This window comes from Mycobacterium sp. IEC1808 (assembly GCF_002101935.1).
In the GTDB taxonomy this organism is placed as follows: Bacteria; Actinomycetota; Actinomycetes; order Mycobacteriales; family Mycobacteriaceae; genus Mycobacterium.
In genome coordinates this window covers 71,122-91,721 of the sequence record NZ_LQPV01000006.1, presented here as the reverse complement: position 1 = coordinate 91,721, position 20,600 = coordinate 71,122, and the positions used below count along the sequence as shown (strand labels likewise).

General features: G+C 67.9%; 22 protein-coding genes and 1 pseudogene. 15 read left to right on the top strand and 8 right to left on the bottom strand.

Going from position 1 to position 20,600, the window contains the following annotated elements:
- Nucleotides 1-104: 104 nt before the first annotated feature.
- Nucleotides 105-845, top strand: coding sequence for an alpha/beta hydrolase (locus tag AWB92_RS03880; RefSeq protein WP_085184156.1), 741 nt, complete (start codon nt 105-107; stop codon nt 843-845).
- On the opposite strand, the gene AWB92_RS03875 is transcribed toward AWB92_RS03880, so the two are convergent.
- From AWB92_RS03875 to AWB92_RS03865, 3 genes are read right to left on the bottom strand one after another with little or no spacing between them, the layout of a single operon-like run.
- Nucleotides 840-1,469, bottom strand: a complete 630-nt coding sequence (locus tag AWB92_RS03875; protein WP_241523363.1) for a CPBP family intramembrane glutamic endopeptidase — start codon at nt 1,467-1,469, stop codon at nt 840-842. The genes AWB92_RS03880 and AWB92_RS03875 overlap by 6 nt on opposite strands.
- Nucleotides 1,457-3,742 (bottom strand): phosphoribosylformylglycinamidine synthase subunit PurL, encoded by a 2,286-nt coding sequence (purL, locus tag AWB92_RS03870; RefSeq protein ID WP_085184154.1) that lies wholly within the window; start codon nt 3,740-3,742, stop codon nt 1,457-1,459. The genes AWB92_RS03875 and purL overlap by 13 nt, the downstream gene beginning before the upstream one ends.
- Before the next feature lie 17 nt (nt 3,743-3,759).
- A complete protein-coding gene (locus tag AWB92_RS03865) occupies nt 3,760-4,548 on the bottom strand; it encodes a helix-turn-helix transcriptional regulator (RefSeq protein ID WP_085184153.1) in 789 nt (262 codons plus the stop codon).
- A 126-nt stretch (nt 4,549-4,674) separates the two neighbouring features.
- Here AWB92_RS03865 and AWB92_RS03860 point away from each other — a divergent pair, with 126 nt between their 5' ends.
- Nucleotides 4,675-5,070: a nuclear transport factor 2 family protein gene (locus tag AWB92_RS03860; protein WP_085184152.1), complete on the top strand. Its 396-nt coding sequence runs from the start codon at nt 4,675-4,677 to the stop codon at nt 5,068-5,070.
- Nucleotides 5,071-5,176: 106 nt separating this feature from the next.
- Here the strand turns inward: AWB92_RS03860 and AWB92_RS03855 are convergent, their stop codons facing one another.
- The gene (locus tag AWB92_RS03855) at nt 5,177-5,524 is read right to left on the bottom strand and encodes a VOC family protein (protein WP_085184151.1); all 348 of its coding nucleotides are present in this window, start codon (nt 5,522-5,524) and stop codon (nt 5,177-5,179) included.
- 14 nt (nt 5,525-5,538) lie between these two features.
- Nucleotides 5,539-6,807 carry a M18 family aminopeptidase gene (locus tag AWB92_RS03850; protein WP_173817345.1) on the bottom strand — a complete coding sequence of 423 codons (1,269 nt, stop codon included), beginning with the start codon at nt 6,805-6,807 and terminating at the stop codon, nt 5,539-5,541.
- A gap of 51 nt (nt 6,808-6,858) precedes the next feature.
- Between AWB92_RS03850 and AWB92_RS03845 the strand changes: the two genes are divergently transcribed.
- From AWB92_RS03845 to AWB92_RS03835, 3 genes are all read left to right on the top strand, one after another.
- A complete protein-coding gene (locus AWB92_RS03845) occupies nt 6,859-7,878 on the top strand; it encodes a Dyp-type peroxidase (RefSeq protein ID WP_085184149.1) in 1,020 nt (339 codons plus the stop codon).
- Complete coding sequence (locus AWB92_RS03840; protein ID WP_085184148.1) at nt 7,875-8,672, top strand: family 1 encapsulin nanocompartment shell protein; 798 nt, start codon at nt 7,875-7,877, stop codon at nt 8,670-8,672. Before AWB92_RS03845 ends, AWB92_RS03840 begins: the two co-directional genes overlap by 4 nt.
- A 160-nt stretch (nt 8,673-8,832) precedes the next feature.
- Complete coding sequence (locus tag AWB92_RS03835) at nt 8,833-9,606, top strand: hypothetical protein (RefSeq protein WP_085184147.1); 774 nt, start codon at nt 8,833-8,835, stop codon at nt 9,604-9,606.
- Between the two features lie 39 nt (nt 9,607-9,645).
- Here the strand turns inward: AWB92_RS03835 and AWB92_RS03830 are convergent, their stop codons facing one another.
- Entirely contained in the window at nt 9,646-11,346 is a 1,701-nt protein-coding gene (locus tag AWB92_RS03830) for an MOSC and FAD-binding oxidoreductase domain-containing protein (protein ID WP_085184146.1), read from the bottom strand.
- Nucleotides 11,347-11,497: 151 nt separating this feature from the next.
- Here AWB92_RS03830 and AWB92_RS03825 point away from each other — a divergent pair, with 151 nt between their 5' ends.
- The 7 genes and pseudogenes from AWB92_RS03825 (at nt 11,498) to AWB92_RS03795 (ending at nt 17,656) form a co-directional block, all read left to right on the top strand.
- A complete protein-coding gene (locus AWB92_RS03825) occupies nt 11,498-12,370 on the top strand; it encodes an alpha/beta hydrolase (RefSeq protein WP_085184145.1) in 873 nt (290 codons plus the stop codon).
- A 79-nt stretch (nt 12,371-12,449) separates the two neighbouring features.
- The gene (locus tag AWB92_RS30315; protein ID WP_085184144.1) at nt 12,450-13,142 is read left to right on the top strand and encodes a helix-turn-helix domain-containing protein; all 693 of its coding nucleotides are present in this window, start codon (nt 12,450-12,452) and stop codon (nt 13,140-13,142) included.
- Nucleotides 13,139-13,789: a TetR/AcrR family transcriptional regulator gene (locus AWB92_RS30310; RefSeq protein WP_241523354.1), complete on the top strand. Its 651-nt coding sequence runs from the start codon at nt 13,139-13,141 to the stop codon at nt 13,787-13,789. Before AWB92_RS30315 ends, AWB92_RS30310 begins: the two co-directional genes overlap by 4 nt.
- 159 nt (nt 13,790-13,948) lie before the next feature.
- Complete coding sequence (locus tag AWB92_RS03810) at nt 13,949-14,995, top strand: zinc-binding dehydrogenase (RefSeq protein ID WP_085184143.1); 1,047 nt, start codon at nt 13,949-13,951, stop codon at nt 14,993-14,995.
- A 40-nt stretch (nt 14,996-15,035) separates the two neighbouring features.
- Complete coding sequence (locus AWB92_RS03805; protein WP_085184142.1) at nt 15,036-15,728, top strand: haloacid dehalogenase type II; 693 nt, start codon at nt 15,036-15,038, stop codon at nt 15,726-15,728.
- 3 nt (nt 15,729-15,731) lie between these two features.
- Complete coding sequence (locus AWB92_RS03800) at nt 15,732-17,186, top strand: NAD(P)/FAD-dependent oxidoreductase (RefSeq protein ID WP_085184141.1); 1,455 nt, start codon at nt 15,732-15,734, stop codon at nt 17,184-17,186.
- 3 nt (nt 17,187-17,189) lie between these two features.
- Nucleotides 17,190-17,656 (top strand): annotated as a pseudogene (locus AWB92_RS03795) (cupin domain-containing protein).
- On the opposite strand, the gene AWB92_RS03790 reads toward AWB92_RS03795, so the two are convergent.
- Nucleotides 17,650-18,048 carry a VOC family protein gene (locus AWB92_RS03790; protein ID WP_085184140.1) on the bottom strand — a complete coding sequence of 133 codons (399 nt, stop codon included), beginning with the start codon at nt 18,046-18,048 and terminating at the stop codon, nt 17,650-17,652. The pseudogene AWB92_RS03795 and the gene AWB92_RS03790 sit on opposite strands and share 7 nt — an antisense overlap.
- Nucleotides 18,049-18,050: 2 nt before the next feature.
- Nucleotides 18,051-18,638, bottom strand: coding sequence for a TetR/AcrR family transcriptional regulator (locus tag AWB92_RS03785; protein WP_142281927.1), 588 nt, complete (start codon nt 18,636-18,638; stop codon nt 18,051-18,053).
- Nucleotides 18,639-18,695: 57 nt separating this feature from the next.
- Here AWB92_RS03785 and AWB92_RS03780 point away from each other — a divergent pair, with 57 nt between their 5' ends.
- The 3 genes from AWB92_RS03780 (at nt 18,696) to AWB92_RS03770 (ending at nt 20,591) form a co-directional block, all read left to right on the top strand.
- Nucleotides 18,696-19,097, top strand: coding sequence for a nitroreductase/quinone reductase family protein (locus tag AWB92_RS03780; protein ID WP_085184138.1), 402 nt, complete (start codon nt 18,696-18,698; stop codon nt 19,095-19,097).
- A gap of 101 nt (nt 19,098-19,198) precedes the next feature.
- Nucleotides 19,199-19,669, top strand: coding sequence for a YbjN domain-containing protein (locus AWB92_RS03775; RefSeq protein WP_085184137.1), 471 nt, complete (start codon nt 19,199-19,201; stop codon nt 19,667-19,669).
- A 106-nt stretch (nt 19,670-19,775) separates the two neighbouring features.
- Nucleotides 19,776-20,591 carry a lysophospholipid acyltransferase family protein gene (locus tag AWB92_RS03770; protein ID WP_085184136.1) on the top strand — a complete coding sequence of 272 codons (816 nt, stop codon included), beginning with the start codon at nt 19,776-19,778 and terminating at the stop codon, nt 20,589-20,591.
- The last annotated feature ends 9 nt before the right edge of the window (nt 20,592-20,600 follow it).

Genomic DNA, 20,600 nt, shown 5'->3' with positions numbered 1-20,600 from the left:
CGCTCCCGAGGGTCCGACACGAGCCAGCGAACGTCGCAACCGATGGAAGAGGTTTTAGATGCTCGAAGTGATCGAACAAGGGGGCGGGCAGCAAATCTCATCCCGTGCCGCTGCTCTTTGTCCATGGATCCTGGCACGCGGCCTGGTGCTGGAACGAGAATTTCCTGGGCTTCTTTGCCGATAAAGGCTATCGGGCGCTTGCTCTCAGCCTCCGCAACCACGGGAACAGCTACAAGCACAAGCCCCGGACATGTTCGGTCGCCGACTGGGTGAGCGATGTCGCGGCGGTCGCAAATGGGCTCCCCGCCGATCCAGTGGTCATCGGCCACTCGATGGGAGGCCTACTGGTGCAGAAGTTTCTTGAGAGGCACAGCGCTCCGGCGGGAGTCCTCCTCGCGTCAATGCCCTTGAACGGCGCTAGCCGCGCCCTATTTCGCATCATGAGAAGGCATCCGCTGCGGTCCGCACGAGCCTTAGTCACGGGCACGTCACTGTGCGCACTAAACACGCCACGCGCGGCGCGCGAAAATTTCTATTCCGCAAGCACTCCCGAGACAGTCGTTGCGCGCTACGCGGCGCTGCTCGACGAGGAATACACCGGGCGGCAAACGTTGGATTTGCTGATACTCAGCCGCCCTAAGCCTGAGCGAGTAACCACACCGCTGCTTGTCCTGGGAGCGGAACTTGACGCGTGCTTCAGCCAAGACGAAATACGGAAGACAGCACGCGCGTACCGCACCGAAGCTGAGTTCTTCCCGGGCATGGGCCACAACATGATGCTCGAGCCTGGCTGGCCGGCGGTCGCCGAGAGAATCGACGGCTGGCTCGCGACCCGTGGGCTATGACGCCGGGCTCGCGTGTCGCACGGTCAGCGCGGCGATCGCACCGGCCTCGTTGATGGCCAGGTGGGTCAGCATCGGCGCGGCGAGGCTGCCGGATCGGTCGGCCAGCCAGCCGAACGCCCAGCCTGCGATGCCGGTCACCAGCACGGTGGCGGCCACCGGCGCACCCGTCGCCCGCGCGTCCGGAATATGTGAGAGCCCAAAAGCGCCGGCCTGCAACAACCTTCCGCCGCGCCGCCCGAAGGCGCGGGAGCCCACGGTGGCCAGCGCGGTGCGGAACGCGGCCTCCTCGGCCCAGACGGTGCCGACGGGAATGTTCAGCAGCAGCCAAACCGGCGCGGAGATCGGCAGTTCGCGGGTCGCCATCGAGGCCCGCACCATCGGCACTGCGGTCGTCGCGGCGATCGCGCCCGCCGCCGCCGCCCCGGCGGCCGCGCCCAGCCGCAATCCCGGCCCCAGCCGCGCCGGGCGCAGGCCCAGCGGCGCACCGCTCACCAACACCAGCAACGCACCCACGCCGGCCTGCAGGGTGACGCGCCACGCCGAGGGCAGCCGCGGGCTGACGAAGCTCCAGCCGACTAGCGCGGCCGCCAACGACAGCGCCCGAAGCCGGCTTACCCGAAGAATCGCGGCAGCACCGCCTCGGACGTCTCCCGCAATTCCGCCAGCGACACCGTGAACAGGCCCTGGACCTCGACGGCGTCCGAGGCCTGATCGACGACGCCGATGCGGGTCGCGGGCAGGCCCCGCGCCTCGCACATCGACCGGAACCGGCTTTCCTCGGTGCGCGGGACCGCGACCAAAACCCGGCCCGCCGATTCGGAGAACAACATCACGAACGGATCGGCGTCGTCGGGAAGCACGATGCGGCAACCGGTTTCACCGGCCAGTGCGGATTCCACGATGGCCTGGGCGAGGCCCCCTTCGGAGAGGTCGTGCGCCGCGGACACCAACCCGTCGCGCGACGCCGACGTCAGCACCTCGGCCAGCAGCTTCTCGCGCACCAGGTCCACCGCGGGCGGCAACCCACCGAGGTGGTCGGCGGTCACCTGCGCCCACACCGAACCGTCGAACTCGTCGCGGGTGTCGCCCAGCAACAGCAGGGTTTCCCCGGGCTCGGCGCCCAGGCCGGTCGGGATGCGCCGCGCCACATCGTCGATCACGCCGAGCACGCCGACCACGGGCGTGGGCAGGATCGCCGCGGACCCGGTCTGGTTGTAGAAGCTGACGTTGCCGCCGGTCACCGGAATCCCAAGGGCCGCACAGCCATCGGCGAGGCCGCGGACGGCCTGCGAGAACTGCCACATCACCCCGGGGTCCTCGGGGGAACCGAAGTTCAGGCAGTTCGTCACCGCCACCGGGGTCGCGCCCGTGACGGCGACGTTGCGGTACGCCTCGGCCAGCGCGAGTTGGGCGCCGGCGTAGGGATCCAGCAGCGTGTAGCGGCCCGACGCGTCGGTGGACACCGCGATGCCCCGCCCGGTCGACTCGTCGACGCGCAGCACGCCGCCGTCGGCGTGCTCGGCGAGCACCGTGTTGCCGCGCACGTAACGGTCGTACTGCTCGGTGATGAACGCGCGGCTGCACAGGTGCGGACTGCCAAGCAGCGCAAGCAAAGTCGCGCGCAGCTCGTCGCCGGTGGCCGGCCGGGGCAGGCCCGTCGAGCGGTCCCCGTTCAGGGCGTCCTGCGATTCGGGGCGCGCGACGGGTCGCTGATACACCGGGCCCTCGTGGGCCACGGTGCGCGGGGGCACGTCGACGACCGTCTCACCGCCCCAGGTGATCCGCAACCGGTCGCCGTCGGTGACCTCGCCGATGACGGTGGCCAGCACCTCCCACTTGCGGCACACCGCCATGAAGGCGTCGACATTCTCCGGCGCGACCACCGCGCACATGCGCTCCTGCGACTCGCTGCACAGAATCTCGGCGGGCGTCATCTCCTTGGCCCGCAGCGGGACGTTGTCGAGCTGGATCGCCATCCCGCCGTCCCCGGCCGAGGCCAATTCCGAGGTGGCACAGGATAACCCGGCGCCGCCGAGGTCCTGGATGCCGATCACCAGCCCACCCGCGTATAGCTCGAGGCAACACTCGATGAGCACCTTTTCCATGAACGGGTCGCCCACCTGAACCGACGGCAGCTTCTTGCGCGAATTTTCGGCGTCGAACGTGTCCGACGCCAGCACCGACACCCCGCCGATGCCGTCCAGCCCGGTGCGCGCGCCGAACAGGATGATCTTGTTGCCCGTCCCCGACGCGAACGCCAAATGCAGGTCCTCCTGGCGCAGTACGCCGATGCACATCGCGTTGACCAACGGGTTGCCCGCGTAGCACGAGTCGAACACGGTCTCGCCGCCGATGTTGGGCAGGCCGAGCGAGTTGCCGTAGCCGCCGATGCCGCGGACCACGCCGTCGACCACGCGGCGGGTGTCGGGCGCGTCGGCGGCGCCGAACCGGAGCTGATCCATCACGGCGACCGGGCGGGCGCCCATGGCCATGATGTCGCGGACGATGCCGCCCACCCCGGTGGCCGCGCCCTGGTAGGGCTCCACGTAGGACGGGTGGTTGTGCGACTCGACCTTGAAGGTGACGGCCCAGCCGTCGCCGATGTCGACGACGCCGGCGTTCTCGCCGATGCCGGCCAGCATGCCGGCGCGCATCTCGTCGGTGGTGGTCTCACCGAAGTAGCGCAGGTGGACCTTCGACGATTTGTACGAGCAGTGCTCGCTCCACATCACCGAGTACATCGCCAGCTCGGTGTCGGTGGGCCGGCGGCCCAGGATCTCGCGGATCCGCTGATATTCGTCGTCTTTGAGGCCGAGTTCGTGAAACGGTTGCGGCTGGTCAGGGGTGGTCGCGGCGTGTTCGACGGTGTCGATGACATGGGTGCGCGCGGTTGTCACGGGAACAGTCTAGAGAGCTAGTCGCCGCGGAGCAGGCGGGCGCTTTCGGCGTCGGCCGGATAGAACAGCTCGACGGCGAGCTCGGCGAGGGTGACGTCGAGCGGGGTCCCGAAGGTCGTCAGCGTCGTGAACATCGACAGCCGTTGTCCGCCACCGGCATCGAGTTCGAACGGCACGAGCAGTGCCGCGTTGTCCTGGGGCGAGCTCCACGCCCTGGCGGCCGACGCGACTCCCGGGTATCCGCGCACTTCCTCGTCGATCGCCCGTAATGCCGGGTCGCCCGTGAGCGCGATGGTGCGCCGCAGCTGGTGCAACAGGTAGCCGGCCCATTCGGGGAAGTTCAGGGTCCGCGCGGCCAGCCCGTCGGGGTGCAGGGACAACCGGTACACGTTGGCCGGCGGCCCGCGCAGGTCGTCGGGCAGACCCGCGGTCAGGGCGGACGCCGCGGCGTTGGCCCCGACGATGTTCCAGCAGCGGTCGATGACGATGCCCGGGTAGGGGTCGTGGGCGTCGAGCAGGCGCTGCACCGCGTCGCGCGCCGGGGAGAGCGCGCCGTCCTCGAGCGGGCGCGACTGGTAGCGCGGGGCGAACCCGGCGGCGAGCAGCAGCGTGTTGCGTTCGCGCAGCGGAATGTCGAGCCCCTCGGCGAGGGCGAGCACCATCTCGGGGCTGGGCCGGGCGCGTCCCGTCTCGATGAAGCTCAGGTGCCGCGCCGACACCCCCACGTTGAGCGACAGGTCGAGCTGGCTCACCCGTCGGCGCGCCCGCCAGTCGCGCAACAGCACACCAACCGTCGCCTGGCTCACGAAGCCACGGTAACCGCGCGGGCGTACCCGTCGCGATGACCTCGGAGGTAATTGTGCCGCCGCACGCGTCCCGCCCAGGCTTGAGATGACGCGCTCGACAGGGAGCGCCCGAGTCAAGGAGGAACGATGACCGACGTCCAATCCGCCCCGAAGTTCAGCGCCGAGGTGTTCGCCGCGTACTGGGCCGCGCCCACCATGTCGCGCGGCTTCGACATCCTGGCCGACGACATCGTCGGCTACTGGCCGGGCGACGCCGAGCCGGTCCGCGGCATCGAGGCATACACGGCGAAGATCGGCGAATTGCTGGATGCTGCACCGGATTTGACGCTCGATGTGGTGGACAGCGCGACGGTTCCCGGCGCCACCGAGGGCGAGGAGCTGGTGTTCTTGCACTACGTGGGTCGGGGCACCGGCCCGGACGGGCCGTTCCAGATCCGGGGGATCGACCGGGTGCGCACTCGCGACGGGATCGTCGTGGAGAACGTCATCCGCTACGACCCGCCGATCCTTACCCAGGGCTGAGCGGCTGAGTGTGCGCTCACGGCTTTCGGTGTGAACCCTGGGCGGGAATCCGGCGATTTTTGCGCCCAGGCTTCACAAGCAACGCCCAGGGCGCACACCCAATGGCTTATTGCTTGACGATGCAGAAGACGTTGCCCTCGGGGTCGGCCAGCACCACCCAGCGGAAGGTGTCGCCGAATTGGTGCTGGCCGACCTCGCTGGCCCCGGCCGCCGTCAGCCGCGCCACTTCGCCGTCGACGTCGACCGCGCTCAGGTCGAGGTGCACCCGGTTCTTTCCCGGCGTCGGATCGGGCACCTTCTGAAACCCGAGCCGCAGCCCCTCCGGGAACGTCACCGCGGTGAACTCATCGGCGAGGATGACGTGCGTCTTGCCGCCGAACTGCTCGGCCCACCAGCCGGCCAGCGCCGCCGGATCGCCGCAGTCGAACGTCACCATTTCCACGTTTAGCGCCATGGCCGGATCGTAGGTCAGCTGGGCGACAGAAACGCCTGCAGTGCCGCCGAATAGGCCGCCACGTCGTGCGCGCCCATCAATTCCCGCGCGGAGTGCATCGCGAGCTGCGGGGCACCGACGTCGACGGTCGGGATGCCGGTGCGGGCGGAAGCCAGCGGCCCGATCGTCGAACCGCACGGCAGGTCGGCGCGGTGCTCGTAACGCTGCAACTGAACCCCGGCCTGGCGGCAGGCGAGCTCGAAGGCCGCGGCGGTGCGCCCGTCGGTGGCGTACCGCAGGTTCGGGTGCACCTTGAGCACCGGTCCGGCGTTGACGTCGATCAGGTGACCGGGCTCGTGCCGCTCCGGGTAGTTGGGGTGGGTGGCGTGGGCCATGTCGGCCGAGGCCAGCAGCGACGCGGGCAGCCGGCGCAGGAAGTCGTCGCGGGTGCCGCCGGCCGCGAGCACGATCCGCTCCAGGACGGTGCTGAGCAGGTTGGACTGCGCGCCGCGGTCGGAGGTCGATCCGACCTCTTCGTGATCGAAGAGCACCAGCACCGGCACGAAGTCGCTCGGTTCGGCGGCGACCAACGCCTCCGTTCCCGCGTAGCAGCTGGCCTGGTTGTCCAGCCGGGGCGCGCTGATGAGGCTGGCAATCCCATTGTCCAAGGCGCCGATCACCGTCGACGGCGTCAGGTCGTGTGTCATCAGGTCGGCGCTCAGCACATCCGTCGCCGACACCCCGGCCCGCTCGGCGACGTAGTCGAGGAACGAACCCCGTTGCTCTCCAACGCCCCAGACCGCGTTGACGTGTCGCTGCGGGTCCAGCGTCAGCGACTTGCGATCCTCGGCCAGGTGGATGGCCAGCTGCGGCACCCGCAGGATCGGGTCGTCGATCCGGACCAGCCGCTGGCCGAACCCGGCACCGTCCCGCACCGATAGCCGCCCGCTGATGCCCAGGTCCCGGTCCAGCCAGGAGTTCAACCACACGCCGCCGTACGGCTCGAGCGCCACCACCCGCCACCCGGCGACCAGCCGGTCGGGGCGCTGCTTCACCCGCAGGTTGGGGCTGTCGGTGTGGGCGCCGACGATCCGGAACGGCCCATCGGGTCCGCTGGAGTTCCAGGCGACGAGCGAGCCGGCCCGCACCACGAAGTAGCGGCCCGGTCGGTCCGGCCAGCGGTCGGTTTCGCCGAGTTCGGCGTAGCCGGCCTCGACCAGCCGAGCGGCCACCGTCGCGCAGGCGTGAAACGGCGACGGTGATGCGTCGATGAAGTCGCAGAGGCCTGCGGCGCTGGCCGGCATGGTGACCATCATGGCTGTCGGCCTCTACGTCGCCACGATAGGGTCGGCAGGGTGCCTCCGGTTCAGCCCCAACCCATTCTCCAGCCGCTGACACCGGCCGCGATCTTCCTCGTGGTCACCATCGACGCCGGCGGGGAGGCGACGGTGCACGACGCGCTGGCCGGAATCTCCGGGCTGGTGCGCGCGATCGGTTTCCGTGAGCCGCCGAAACGGTTGTCGGCGATCACCTCGATCGGCTCCGACGCGTGGGACCGCCTGTTTTCCGGGCCGCGTCCCGCCCAACTGCATCCGTTCATCGCTCTGAAAGGCCCGCGGCACACCGCCCCGGCCACACCCGGGGACCTGTTGTTCCACATCCGGGCCGAAAGCCTGGACGTCTGCTTCGAGTTGGCCGACCGCATCCTGCGGTCGATGGCCGGTGCGGTCACCGTGGTCGACGAGGTGCACGGGTTCCGCTACTTCGACAACCGCGACCTGCTGGGCTTCGTCGACGGCACCGAAAATCCCGACGGCCCAATCGCCGTCAGCGCCACCGCGATCGGCGATGAGGATCCCGACTTCGCCGGCTCCTGTTACGTGCACGTGCAGAAGTACGTGCACGACATGTCGTCGTGGAATTCGCTGTCGGTCACCGAGCAGGAACTGGTAATCGGCCGGACCAAGCTGGAAGACATCGAACTCGACGACGACGAAAAGCCAGACAACGCCCACATCGCCCTCAACGTGATCACCGACGACGACGGCACCGAGTTGAAGATCGTCCGGCACAACATGCCTTTCGGCGAGTTGGGCAAGGCCGAGTACGGCACCTACTTCATCGGGTACTCGCGGACGCCGACCGTCACCGAGCGGATGCTGGAAAACATGTTCCTCGGCGACCCGCCCGGCAACACCGACCGCATCCTGGACTTCTCCACCGCGGTCACCGGCGGGCTGTTCTTCTCCCCCACCGTCGACTTTCTCGACGACCCACCGCCCCTCCCGGCACCGCTGGCCACGGCACGGCCGGCCGCCCCAGCCTCCAACGACGGTTCACTCGCGATCGGCAGCCTGAAAGGAACCTCTCGATGAACAACCTCTACCGCGACCTGGCACCCGTCACTGAAGTCGCCTGGGCGGAGATCGAATTGGAGGCCACCCGCACGTTCAAGCGCCATATCGCGGGGCGGCGCGTCGTCGACGTCAGCGAGCCCGGCGGACCGGTCACCGCGGCGGTCAGCACCGGTCGGCTCCTCGATGTCGACGCGCCCACCGACGGGGTGGTGGCGCACCTGCGAGAGAGCAAACCCCTTGTCCGCCTGCGCGTTCCGTTCACCCTGTCGCGCTATGAGATCGACAACGTCGAGCGCGGCGCGAACGACTCCGACTGGGATCCGGTCAAAGAGGCGGCCAAGAAGCTGGCGTTCGTCGAGGACCGCGCCATCTTCGAGGGCTACGCGGCCGGGTCGATCGACGGCATCCGCACCTGCAGCTCCAACCCGACGTTGAAGTTGCCCGAGGACCCTCGTGACATGCCCGACGCCATTTCCCAGGCGTTGACCGGGCTTCGGCTGGCCGGCGTCGACGGCCCGTATTCGGTGCTGCTGGCCGCCGACGTCTACACCAAGGTCAGCGAGACCACCGAACACGGCTATCCCATCCGCGAGCACCTGAATCGTCTGGTGGACGGGGACATCATCTGGGCACCGGCCATCGACGGCGCTTTTGTGTTGACCACCCGCGGCGGCGATTTCGATTTGCAGCTGGGCACCGACGTCGCGATCGGCTACCTCAGCCACGACGCCGACACCGTGCAGCTGTATCTGCAGGAGACGCTGACGTTTTTGTGCTACACCGCCGAAGCGTCGGTCTGCCTCGCCCCGTAGGGGTTGCCGAAGCTAATCGAGTCGCGGGTCGGCTCGTAGGCCTGGACGACGTCGTTTCCGGGGTCGTGAGCGCGCAGATTTCCGACCGCCCCGACGCAACATGCGCCTACCATTTTTGCGGCGTCGTTTGATATCTCGCATATCGCAGCGGAGGAGCACGATGGACGACATCCCGAAGACGGTGACCTGGATTCTCGGCGGATCATCGGTACCTGCGGCCGTGTTGGCGTTGGTCGGTCTGGCACCGCGTTTGTCGGCGGCATATCCGGGATGGGTGCAGGCGGCCATCTTCCTCATCCTTGGCGCCTTACTGTTCGGCAGCATCGCCGCGGTCGTGTACCTGGCCACGGAGCGCCGACGCGATTCATGGCTTGGCCGCCACATCCCGCTCGCCTGTGTGGCGCTGGGGATGGCGTCCACGATCCTCGCAACGGCCGTACTGGCGGTGTCATACAACGTTTTGCTGGACATCCCGGACGTACCCAGGCTGGCGCTCACCATCACCGCGACCGACCCCGAGGTCGCTACTGCCAAAGTGAAATTCGATGCCGACAATCTGCGGCCCGGAAATTTCATCGTCGTCGACGTGATTGCTGTCGGCGTTAAGACCCCGGCTCCGGTCGGTGAATGCGAACCGGCGAGCCCGCCCGCCGGCGGGCTGGTGTGCCCGGTGGTGCCGGGCCACCGCGTCTATCGGGCTGCGATCGGCTCGGACGCTAACGGGCAAATTGATTCCGAAATCCAAACACAGCTAAGCCGAAGCCAGTACCGGTTCGTTGTTGCCCAGGTCTACCCGGGACCCCTGCAGAACAACAACAGGGCGCCCAACAACGCTGACGCCACGACGAGTTTCTGCGCCGACATAGTGACCCGTACCCCGCGGTCGTGCGCATACGTCGAGGTTCCACCCGGGGACAAGGCGACGCCGGCCTAGCGCGGTCCCCGTGACGGGCACGCCCTGAGGTTGACGTCGCTAAAGGTCGAGCACAACGTCGCTATCGGGAACCGCGGAGCAGATGAGCACCGATTCGGGCCCGGGCGCCTCCAGCGGATTCTGGACGTAGCGGGTGGTCCCGGCGACGATGCCGGTAACACACACGTGGCACACCCCGCTTCGGCACGAGAAACGGGTCGGCACGTCGCACGCTTCCGCGAGGTCGAGGATGCTCGCATAATCGGGCGACCAGTTCACGGTCAGCCCGCTTCGCGAGAACGTGACCGGCGGTCCGGTGCCCGGAGTGCCGGCCGGCGGGTGGGGCGGCCTGCGGTCACCGGTCTCGACGACGCCGGGGTTGATCGCCGGTAGCGCACCGAACAGTTCGCTGTGAACGCGGTTGGGGTCGAGGCCGAGGATAGTGAGGTGGTCGCGCATGTCGGCCATGAATTGCGTTGGGCCGCAGAGGTAAACGGTGGCATCGGACGGGACGCCCAGGGCAGCGATCGAGTCTTGGTTAAGACGCCCCAGCGTCTCGGTGTAGAAGACCCGCTGCCGAGCGTGGGGCAAGGACTCAACGAGGGCCGCGACTTCGGCCGCGAACGCCTGGGTTTGGGGATTTCGGGTGGTGTGGACCCACCAGATGTCGCGGCCGCTGCCGGCGGCCGACAGCGCATGCAGCATCGCCAGCACGGGCGTAGCACCGATGCCCGCCGAAATGAGGACGACGGGATTGCCTTCCTCGATGAGATAGAAGTCACCGCGTGGCGCGGCCGCGTCTATCACCGCGCCCGGCTGGATGTGGGTGTGCAGCCAGGCGCTCACCAGGCCATGATCTTCGCGTTTGACGCTGATCCGGTAAACGCCCTCGGCGGGATCACCCGAAAGCGAGTAGCTGCGCAGGGGCGCCGGCTCCCCCGCCCCGGCGAGTCGCACCGGCAGGTACTGGCCGGGCAACGCAGGTGGCAACGGGGAATGGTCCTCGGACTCGAGGAGGATGGACAGCACCTCAGGGCTTTCCCTGCGTATCTGGCTGACCCGCAACGGACGAAACCCGCCCCACGCCGGTTCGGCGGCGGCTTGTGATTCCGCGCCGGCCGGCTCGGCCAGCATCTTACGGAAGGACTGTTGCCAGCCGGGGCTGAGCGCCGGGACCTCGACGACCTTCCGGAGTAGCTCGATGTCGCGGTTGGGCAGATACAACAGCGCGTCGACGTCGGCGACGCTGAGCTCGTGGCGGCCCCGCCGCGTCCGCACGATGGCATCGCCCGCGCAAACCCTGCCCTCGCTGATCACCCGGAAATAGAAGCCTGGGCGATGCTGGGACACAAGCAGATTGGGCATCTTCGGTTGGTTCAGGCGCATGCCGACCCGGAAGCAGGTGACGCGCGGCTGGGTGACCTCGAATTCCGCCTCGCCGATGCGATAGCGATCACCGATGCAGACCTCGTCGTCGGGAAGCCCGCTGATCGTGAAATTCTCCCCGAATTGACCCGCTTCCAGGTCGTCACGACCGAGGTAGGTCCGCCAAAAGTCATACGACTCAACCTGATAAACCATCACCGCGCGTTGCTCGCCGCCGTGGCCGCCGAGGTCGCCCTGACCGTCACCGTCGATGTTGAGGCGGCGCACCATGACCGGCCCTTCGACCGGCGCCTTCCATATGCCGGTGTAGACCGTTTGGTCACGCCATTGGACGTCCTTGGGCATGCCCACATTGACCGAAACAAGTGTGCCCACCGTGTCACCGCCCGCAGCGTGGTCAGTCTGGGATGATCGGCCCACACTATGCCTGCATGACCCGCAGGGCAACTCGTGACCAGGCTGTTGCGAGCCACCGCTTCTGGTGCATACTGGGTTATATAACCCAGAAATGCGGGAGGAAATACCTATGGTGACTATTCATCATCGCTACGTCACCGTTGACGGTCACCGGCTGTTCTTCCGCGAGGCCGGCGATGCAGGTGCTCCCGCTCTGGTTTTGTTGCACGGCTTTCCCACCAGCTCATACATGTTCCGCGGCCTGATCCCGGCGCTGGCCGATCGCTACCACGTGATCGCGCCCGACCACCTGGGCTTCGGCCTCTCTGACGCGCCCTCGGTAGCGGAGTTCGACTACACATTTGACTCGCTCACCGACCTGACCGCGGGCCTGCTGCGCACGCTCGGCATCGACCGATACGCCATCTATGTGCAGGACTACGGGGCCCCGATCGGCTGGCGCCTGGCCCTGCGCGATCCCTCCGCCATCACCGCGATCATCACTCAGAACGGCAACGGCTACGACGCGGGATTCGTCGAAAGCTTCTGGAAAGTGTTGTGGGCCTATCAAACTGAGCCCACGCCCGACACCGAGGCCCCGGTGCGGCAGTTCCTCACGCTGGACGCCACCCGCTGGCAGTACGTCACCGGCGTTCCCGACGAAACGCTCGTCGACCCGGAATCCTGGCATCACGATTACGCGCTCATATCCCGTCCCGGCAACGACGAGGTGCAGCTGAAGCTGCTGCGCGACTACGCCACCAACGCGCCGCTCTATCCGCGCCTGCACGAGTACTTCCGCGCGACCCGGGTGCCGCTGCTGGCGGTATGGGGCCGAGGTGATGAGATCTTCGGCCCGGCCGGCGCGGAGGCGTTTGCCGACGACCTGCCCGACGCCGAGATCCACCTGCTCGACGGTGGGCACTTCCTGCTCGAGTCCGCACTGGACGACGTGGCGCAGCTGGTCCGCAACTTCCTGGCAAGGGTGGCGTTGGCCGCCTAGACGGACCCGCGGCCACCATAGCCGCAGCAATGGGTTGGATATCCCATAGTTCGGGGCGGCCGCGGGTTAGCCTGACGCGATGGCAAATCCCGATGTTCAGGATGAACAACGGTTGACCGCCAAAGGGCGGGCCACCCGCGACCGGATCGTGGAAGCGGCCGCCCACGTCATCGTCACCGAGGGCCTGTCCGCGGCGAGCATGGAGAACGTGCGCCGCGCGGCATCGGTCAGCGGATCCCAGCTCGCGCACTATTTTGCCGACAAGGGCGCGCTGATCCGCGCGGTCATCAAGCGCCAGATCGGCGTGGTTTTGGACTTTCACCGGCAGCCCCTGCTTGGGGGCCTGCGGTCGTTTGACGACTTCGAGCGGTGGATCGACCTCAACATGCGCTACCTGCGGCGCATCGGATACTTCGGCACGCCCACCTACCACGCCCTGGCCGCACAGCTGGCGAAGTCGGACGATGCGACGCGTGGGACGCTGGGCGAAGGGTATTGGCAGTGGATCGAGCTCCTCGAGGAATCGGTCCGGCACATGAAGGACGACGGCCTCCTGGTCGCGGATGCGGATCCTCGACGAATAGCGCTGGTCATCGTCAGCGCTCATCAGGGCGGCGGCACTCTGGCCTTCACCTATCGGGCCGAGTGGCCGCACGCCGACGCGGTCCGTTTCGCGGTGAACTATCTGCGCACGTTCGCCACCGATGCCGCGGAACGGCTACCGCGGCCCGCCCGCCGTGCCCGGGGCCGACGCAGGACGGCAGCGACGTGACTGACGACAGCGCATCGCGGTTGACCCGCAAGGGAATTGCGACCCGGGCGCGGATCATCGATGCCGCCGCGCGGCTGATGTTCGAGCGCGGCGTCGCCAACACCAGCATCGAACAAGTGCGGCGCCGCGCCGGGGTGGGCGGGTCGCAGATCTCGCACTACTTCAGCGACAAGCGCGACCTCACCCGACACGTCATCGCCGCGCGGCGCGACGACGTGCGGGCCTTCCACGCTCGACCGTCATTGGGTGCGCTCGACAGTTTCGATGCCCTGCAGGCGTGGGCCGACGCCGTCGCGGCCGACATCGACACCGTCTACCGGCTCGGCGGGTGCGTCTACGGCTCGTTGGCCGGTGAGCTGATCGACGCCGACGACGAGGTGCACGACGACCTCGCCGCCGGTTACGACGTGTGGATCGGACTGTTTCAGGCTGGGCTTACGGCAATGCAGCGCCGCGGCGACCTGCGCCCCGACGCCGACCCGCGACACCTGGCTACGTCGCTGGTCGTGGCACACCAGGGTGGTGCGACGGTGACCTATGCCACCGGCGATCCGGAGCCGATGCGCGCCGCCGTCTTTGCCGCCATCGACTATGTGCGTTCCTTCGCGCCGCCGCCCCGCAAGACACGCAGAAAACCCAAATCCTGATCGGATTATCGCAGACCCCTCTGGACAGATTGGGTCTAGTAACCCATAATATTGGGCTAGATAGCCCATTCAACTTGGCTGCGGGCGGGGATGATCGCTTCGGTTCGGCGCCGCATAGCCATATCCGTAGGGCGCCAACAGATTAAGGAAGAGGCAGCAATGTCAGTCATCTCTTCACCCCAGCTGCCCACCGCGCCCGCCGTGGTTCGAGAACAGCCCGGCGGCGCCACCATGCGGGCGATTATCCTGACGGGATTCGGCGGCCTTGACAGGCTCGTGTACACCGACATCCCCAAGCCGTTGCCCCGAGACGGCGAAGTGGTAATCGAGGTCAAGGGATTCGGCATCAACCACGCCGAGATCCACATGCGCCGGGGGGAATGGGCGGAAGCCGCAGAAGTCAGCGGCATCGAATGCGTGGGCATCGTCGACTCGTGCCCGGGAGGCGAGTTCCCGGTCGGCGCGAAGGTGGCGGCCCTGATGGGCGGCCTGGGACGCACGATCAACGGCAGCTATGCCGAGTTCACCCGCGTCCGCGCGGCGAACGTCGTCCTCATCGAGTCCGGCCTGCCGTGGTCAGCGCTGGCCGCGCTCCCGGAAACCTACGCGACCGCTTGGACATGCCTATTCCGTAACCTCGAATTGACCGCAGGACAAACGCTGGTGATTCGCGGTGCGACGTCCGCGTTGGGGCAGGCGGCACTGAAAATGGCGGTGGCCACCGGTGCGAACGTCATTGCCACCGCACGCAGCCGCGACCGTTTTCCCTTGCTCGAGAACATCGGAGCCGTCCGCGTCGAGTTGGAGCGCACCGACCTTGCCGCCCACATCGCCGAAGCCAAGAATATCGACGCCGTCCTCGATTTCGTCGGCAACAGCACCATCCTGGACTCGCTCGACATGCTGCGCCGCGGCGGTTCGGCCTGTCTGGCCGGGTGGCTCGGCGGACTTGCGCCCATCGGCGATTTCAACCCGCTCGCGCGGATGGCCAGCGGTGTGAACTTCACGTTCTTCGCCAGCCCCGTCTTTGGCAATCCCGGCTTCCCGGTGTCGGACGTGCCGCTGAGTGACATCGCACGGCAGGTGGCGGAGGGCAAACTGGATGCAACGCCGGCACGCGTCTTTTCGTTCGACCAGATTCACGAGGCCCACCGAGTGGCGGAGTCCGGAGAGGCTGGCGGCAAGGTGGTCGTCGTGATGGACTGAGGCCGGAGATTCACACACCGAGGGATGCCAAAGGTTAGCCATGCCGACTACCACGCCGTCCGTGCTCGTCTTCGACGTGAACGAGACGCTCATCGATATCCATTCGCTGGCACCGCTTTTCGCTGAGAAGTTCGGCGACGGGCGGGTGCTGCGCGAGTGGTTCGCGCAGCTGATCATGTATTCGATGACCGTCACGCTGGCGGAGAACTACGTGAACTTCCCCACCCTCGCCCAGGGCGTGCTGCGCATGCTCGGCGACGCCTACGGCGTAGCCATCACGGACGACGACCTGCAGCGCCTCAAGACCGGCCTGCTGACGATGCCGGCGCACCCGGACGTGGCCGAGGGGCTCGCCGCCCTGCGCGACAACGGATTCCGCCTGGTGACCCTGACCAACTCACCGCCCAACCCGGACGGGCCGACGGCGCTGCAGAATTCGGGGCTCGCCGAGTACTTCGAGCACCAGTTGAGCGTCGATGCCTGCCGCGCCTTCAAGCCCGCTCCGGCGGTGTACCGGCACGCGTGCGACACGCTCGGGGTGGCACCCGCCGATTGCATGATGGTGGCCGCGCACGCGTGGGACACCCTGGGCGCGCAACGCGTCGGCTACAGCTCCGCTCTCATCACCCGGCCCGGCAATCCACCGCTGGCGGTCGACGGGTTGCCGCAGCCGGACCTCGTCGTGAGCGACATCCGCGAGCTCGCCGAGCGACTCATCGAGGGGAGGCGCTGACGGATGGGAGCAGATGTCGAACAGGGCTATGACGTCATCGTGCTCGGCGCCGGGCCGATCGGTCAGAACGCCGCGGAACGTGCGCGGGCGGCGGGTCTCAGCGTCGCGGTGGTCGAGCGCGAGCTCGTCGGGGGCGAATGTTCATATTGGGCCTGCGTGCCCAGTAAAGCGTTGCTGCGCCCGGTGATTGCCGTCGCGGACGCCCGACGGGTCGACGGCGCACGCGAGGCGCTCAAGGGTTCGATCAGCAGCGCGGGGGTCTTCGGCCGCCGCAATCGCTACGTCAGCGACTGGGACGACAGTGGCCAGGCCGACTGGGTGGTTGGAATTGGTGCCACGCTGATACGCGGGCATGGACGGTTGGACGGCCCGCGACGAGTCGCCGTCAGTACGCCCGCCGGCGAGCAGCCGGTGCTGACCGCGCGGCACGCGGTCGTGGTCTGCACCGGCAGCCGGCCGGCGTTGCCCGACCTGCCCGGCATCGCCGAGGCCAGACCATGGACCAACCGTCAGGCCACCGACAGCAGCTATGTCCCGGAGCGGCTCGCCGTCGTCGGCGCCGGCGGCGTCGGCGTCGAAATGGCCACCGCCTGGCAGGGATTGGGCGCACAGGTGACCCTCCTCGCTCGCGGTTCGGGCCTGCTGCCGCGCATGGAGCCCTTCGTGGGCGAGCTCATCGGCCGCGGACTCGCCGAGGCGGGCGTGGCCGTGCGCATGGGGGTGTCGGTCCGAGCGCTGCGCCGGCCCGATGGCGGTCGTGTCGTCCTCGAATTGGACGACGGATCCGAATTGGAAGTCGACGAGGTGCTTTTCGCGACCGGCCGGGCGCCGCTCACCGGCGACATCGGCCTGGACACGGTGGGGCTGACGCCGGGCAGCTGGCTCGACGTCGACGACACCTGCCGGGTGCGAGCCATCGAGGACGGCTGGCTCTACGCGGCGGGCGACGTCAACCACCGCGCCCTGCTAACCCATCAAGGCAAATACCAGGGACGCATCGCCGGTGCGGCCATCGGCGCCCGGGCGGCGGGAAGGCCGCTGGATACCGCGCCATGGGGCGTGCACGCGACCACCGCCGACCATTACGCGGTGCCGCAGGCCTTCTTCACCGACCCGGAAGCCGCCGCCGTCGGCCTGACCGCCCGGCAGGCCCAGGAAGCCGGACACCGCGCCCGGACAGTCGACGTGGAAATCGGTGACGCCGTGATGGGGGCCAAGCTCTACGCCGACGGCTACACCGGTCGAGCCCGGATGGTGGTCGATGCGGATCGCGGCCACCTGCTCGGCGTCACGCTGGTGGGACCCGGGGTCACCGAGATGCTGCACTCCGCGACCATCGCCGTCGCGGGCGAAGTTCCCATCGACCGGTTGTGGCACGCCGTGCCGTGCTTCCCGACGATCAGCGAAGTGTGGCTGAGGCTGCTCGAGGCCTACCGGGACGCCGCGGACGATAATTGACCCATGGCGACTGCAGACGGATTTCACCCCGACTTCGACGACGCGGCCGCGGTGGTTGCCCGCAACCGCGTGCACCACGTCAAGGCCTCGGACATCAGTTCCGACACCGCACAATCGGAGGGCCTGCGCCGGTTCGCCGCCCTGTCCGGCAAGTCGGTGGGCGCCGAGAAGCTGTGGATGGGTGAGACGCACGCGTCACCAGCGACCGCCTCGTCGAACCACCATCACGGCGAATCGGAGACCGCGATCTACGTCCGAAGCGGCAACCCGGAGTTCGTCTTCCACGACGGCGTCCACGAGGTCCGCATCGCACCGCGCCCGGCGATTACGTCTTCATCCCGCCGTACCTTCCGCACCGGGAGGAAAACCCCGACCCCGACTCCCCCGCTGAGGTTGTGATCGCGCGCAGCACCCAAGAGGCCATCGTCGTGAATCTGCCCGAGCTGTATCCGCTGATCGAGGATCAGTAGACCGCGATTTCGACGAGGTTCCCGTCGACGTCGCGGCAGTAGTGCGAGGTCATCGGCCCCAACGCACCGGTCTTGGTCACCGGCCCGGAGACGATGTCGACCCCGCAGGCGGCGAGGTGGGCGCGAACATCGTCCGGCGTCGCCTGTGTGACGAAGCACAAGTCCGCGGAGCCGGCCGCTTCGACGGTACCGGTCGCCCAGCCGGGATCGTCGGCCAGCGCCCCGACCGGTCGAAGGTTGATCTTCTGGTTCCCGAACGACAAGGCGGTTCGCTTCGACGGCCCGAACGTCTCTCGCCTCATGCCCAGCACCCGCTCATACCAAGCCGCGGTGGCCTCAATATCGTTGCAGTTCAACACGATATGGTCGATGCGTTCCACCGCGAAGCCCACCCTCAACCCTCCTCATCCGCGCGCAGCTGCGTCGCGAGCGCGGCCGCCAGCTGGTCGGCGGCGCGCTCGTCGAGCGCCTCGTGAGCGAAAATCATTCTGTACCAGAGTAATCCAAACACCTGATCGACAACGGTCGCCTGCGCTTCGGCGGTAGGGATCTGGCCGCGGGCTCGCGCGCGGGCGAGGATTCCCGCCAACTCGTCCCGCCTCGCCGCGGTGAATGCCGCGAGCCGATCCATGGTGGCGTCATCGGCCAGCGCCTCCCGCAACACCCCGAGGAGCAGGCTGCGGTTATCGGGCGCGGCGGTGAAGGTGGCGCGCAAAAACAGACGTAGGTCGGAGTGCAGGTCGCCGCTGTCCGGGGCCGGCGCGACCTGCCGCGCTTGGTGGATCATCGCGTCGAGCAGCACCGCGCTCTTCGAAGGCCACCAGCGATAGATGGTCTGCTTGCCGACGCCCGCCCGCTCGGCGACGGCGTCGACACTGATCGGCCCACCGCCGTCGGCAAGCAACTCGGCCGCCGCCTGCAGGATCGCCCGCTCCGCCGCGTCGTTACGTCGGTTACCAGTGTGCGGCCGTCGGGGCGTCACAGCCTGAAGGCTAGCGTTCCCATTGACGAGACCGCTAGTCTCGACAATGCTTGCGCCATGACCACCCCAGCCGGCGAACGCAAACGTCGCCGCACCGGCTTCTTCCATCGACGCATCGCCAACCCCATCACCCGGCGGCTCCCCACCCAGGTGCTGCTGGAGACCACCGGCCGCAACAGCGGGCGACCCCGACGAACGCCGATTGGCGGGCGACTCGACGGCGCCACGTTCTGGCTGGTGTCCGACCACGGCGAGGCGTCCGACTATGTGCGAAACATCAAGGCGAACAACAGGGTTCGGATTCGTCTCTGTGGCCGCTGGCGGGCCGGGTCCGCCACGCTGCTGCCCGACGACGACCCACACGCCCGCCTGGCAACGCTGCCGCGATTCAACAGCGGGATGGTGCGCGCGTTGGGCACCGACCTGCTGACCGTGCGGATCGACCTGGATCCGACGTAGGCGGCCGGGATTCCGTCGCTCAGCAAATTCTCAACAACTTCTTCGCTTCCCACTAGCTCGGCACAAAGGATCCGCCAAGCCACCGGCCTCAGTATCGACTCATGACGAACGAACCGCTCTGCGCAGAGCTGATCGAGCGGTACCTGTGCACCCGCGGCAGCCGGTATTTCCGGGGCCGGCACGACGGCGAGTTTTTCTATGTCGCCAACACCCGCCCGCGGCGGCTGCACGTCCACCTCGAGGCCTGCCCGACGCAGGGCGACGTGCTGATCATCCGGGTGACGCCCGCGTGCTTCTTTCCCGCTGCCGAGCGTCCCTGGCTGGTGCACTTCGCCGACACGTGGAACGCGCAGGACCGCGGCGTCGTCGCGGTCGTGCACGGCTCGTCCGACCCGCAGCGCATCGGCGTGGTGGCGCGCAGGTCGCAATGGATCCGCAAGGGCGTCTCCTTCGACGACTTTGCCGCCTTCGTCGACGCCGCCATCGCGGACGCGATCGACCTCTTCGGTCAGCTGGCGCCCGTCGACGAGTTACCGCCGACGACGCCTCCGTTGTTATGTGACGCCGGCTGAGGGGAGGCGAGCGTAACGCCACGGCGAAATTCTGGGCGGTATTTCGCGGTGGCGTTACGCTCGCGCCGATGTTTAGGGCCTGCGTCACATCGGCAATCCGTTGCGAATGGCAGGCATCAAACCGCCGGCGGCCCAGAATCACGAGACGGCGAAATGGGACCCGGAGTTCACCCGACAGGTCGCTAAGACCCTCGGCCCCCTGGTCAAGCGGTGGTATCGCGCGGAGGTGCGAAACGTCGAGAACGTCCCGTCGACCGGTGGGGCGCTCGTGGTGTCCAACCACTCGGGCGGCATGTTCACGCCGGACGTGTTCATCTTCTCGCCCGCCTTCTACGACAAGTTCGGCTACGACCGCCCCGTCTACACCCTGGCGCACTACGGCCTGTTCATGGGCCCCCTGGACGGCTGGCTGCGCCGCCTCGGCGTCATCGAGGCGAAGCGGGAAAACGCCGCGGCGGCGTTGCATTCGGGTGCGGTGGTGCTGGTCTTCCCGGGCGGGGACTACGACTCCTACCGGTCCACCTTCAGCGCGAACACCATCGACTTCGACGGCCGAACCGGCTACGTCAGGACGGCGATCGAAGCCGGCGTGCCGATCGTGCCCACCGTGTCCATCGGCGCCCAGGAGACGCAGCTGTTCCTGACCCGCGGCAACTGGCTGGCGCGCACGCTGCGACTGACCAAGGCCCGGATCAACATATTGCCGGTCAGCTTCGGTTTCCCGTTCGGCCTGAGCGTGATCTTCCCGCCCAACCTGCCGCTGCCGGCCAAGATCGTCACGGAGGTGCTCGAACCCATCGACATCGCCGCGCGCTTCGGCGACGACCCCGACGTCGACGAGGTCGATGCTCACGTCCGCGCGGTGATGGAGGCGGCGCTGAAACGGCTGGCGTCCGAACGCCGATTCCCCATCCTCGGCTGAGGCGTCGGC